A 1,642-nucleotide genomic window follows, 5' to 3' on the forward strand; every position below is an offset into this window, starting at 1 on the left:
GCTCGACACCGACGCCGCCGCTCTGTAGGCCGCTCCCATCACCGAGCGCGCTCGCTGACGCTCGCGCTCGGTGATGCCCATCAACCAGGCGGAGCGCTCGTCCATCAACCAGCCTGCCTCGCAACACAATAGCCTCGGCCTCGCGCCCATTTTCAACAGCCCACCGGGTGCTGGATTCAAGATGGTCGTCTGGAAAGGCGAAAGCTACAAACTCATCGGAAAAACCTACGACTACGCCAGCCTCGACGTTCGGTTCGATTGGGACAGTGGGAGGGGCGTGTTGGCCTCGCATTACACGCCGGGTACTCGTCCGCCTCTGCCTCCGCCTTGGGGGGGGTGTTGCCGGTGCCGCCGGGGGGCCGGGGGATTCGTGCCCTCTCGAGCAACTCCGTGGCCTATGGATGGAGACTCTCCTTCGGCCAGGATGCGCTCTTCGCCGTGCTGGTGGATGGCGAAGAAGTGGTCGGAGACACCATCGACATCTTCACGGACAGCGCCGACGGCTCCCATCCCACCAATGACCTCACGGGGGTCGACGTGACGGGTGTGGCCACGAGCTACACGATTTCGGCGGAGTCCGTCACCCGGTAGCGCATCTGGGATTGACCTTACAGCGAGACAGCGGCTCGCCCCGGGAAAGACGTGGGCGAGCCGCCTCAATTCAATACAACCCCATCACGGACAGGGAACGTAGTTGTGGATTTCGTAGAAGGGCGTCGCATCTTCGATGACGGGAACTTCCAGTCCACATCGACAGACGCCACTGGCCACCTTCTGAAGGTGGGCACTGGTCTTGAAGTAGGTAATCCTGTAGCTCGCCGTACACATCTCCACGAGGGGTGCGCCCTCCGTCGCGAGACTTGCCGGGTCGTTGACGTCGACTCCACAGCCGACCGACAGCAGACCCGCCGCGAGCACGAGTCCACGAACAAACGACTTGGATTGCATGTGCGCCTCCTTGAGTCCCATTCCAGGCTGGATGGGCAGTCAGCATTGCACCAACGAGCCCACGACGGACCAAGGGGTTCCCACAACATGTCATTCCTGACTCGACTGTTCCCAGATACCGAGGTCAGACATAGTCGCGCCACCCCTGGAGGACCCACAATGCCATACTCCATGACGCACCGCCGGAGCCTTGTCGCCGTCCTTGCCGCAAGCCTGTCGCTGACCGCCTGTGGTGGCGAGCCTGACCTGGAGTCGAACCCTGGCGCACCTGGCCCCAAGGAGCCAGGCACCACGACCGAGGCCCTGGGTACAAACCTGGCGGCCCCCGTGGTGTCCTTGACCTGTACTCCTCCCCCGGGTGGGCATCTTGACTGTGTCGCCTCGGCCTCCGGTGGCGTCCCGCCCTACACCTTCTACTGGGGACAGCAGACGTACCGCTATGACACCAACAGGACGTACACCTCGCTCTTCAACCCGGGAACCACGCTGCACACCTATGGCTGCTACGCTCCAACCGAAACGGTAACCGTTCACGGCGCAGGCCGGCGGAAAGGTGAACTGAGGTTGCGTGCCGGGTAGCAGTGAGGGTGCGGGAGTGCCGTGGAGCTGAGCTTCGACGGAGGCGGTGAGATAGTCGAGCACGTTGCGCTCCTGCTTCCTGAGACTCATCACGGCGGTGAGGATGCGTGCGACG

2 protein-coding genes are annotated in these 1,642 nt (G+C 63.1%); one reads left to right on the forward strand and one right to left on the reverse strand.

Annotation, left to right across the window (positions count from 1 at the left end; genetic code table 11):
• Nucleotides 1-390 precede the first annotated feature (390 nt).
• The gene (locus G4D83_RS45160; protein WP_163871155.1) at nucleotides 391-591 is read left to right on the forward strand and encodes a hypothetical protein; all 201 of its coding nucleotides are present in this window, start codon (nucleotides 391-393) and stop codon (nucleotides 589-591) included.
• Nucleotides 592-675: 84 nt separating this feature from the next.
• Here G4D83_RS45160 and G4D83_RS45165 read toward each other — a convergent pair whose 3' ends face one another.
• Complete coding sequence (locus tag G4D83_RS45165; protein ID WP_163871156.1) at nucleotides 676-948, reverse strand: hypothetical protein; 273 nt, start codon at nucleotides 946-948, stop codon at nucleotides 676-678.
• Nucleotides 949-1,642: the final 694 nt, after the last annotated feature.

It is taken from the genome of Myxococcus eversor, assembly GCF_010894455.1.
GTDB lineage: Bacteria > Myxococcota > Myxococcia > Myxococcales > Myxococcaceae > Myxococcus > Myxococcus eversor.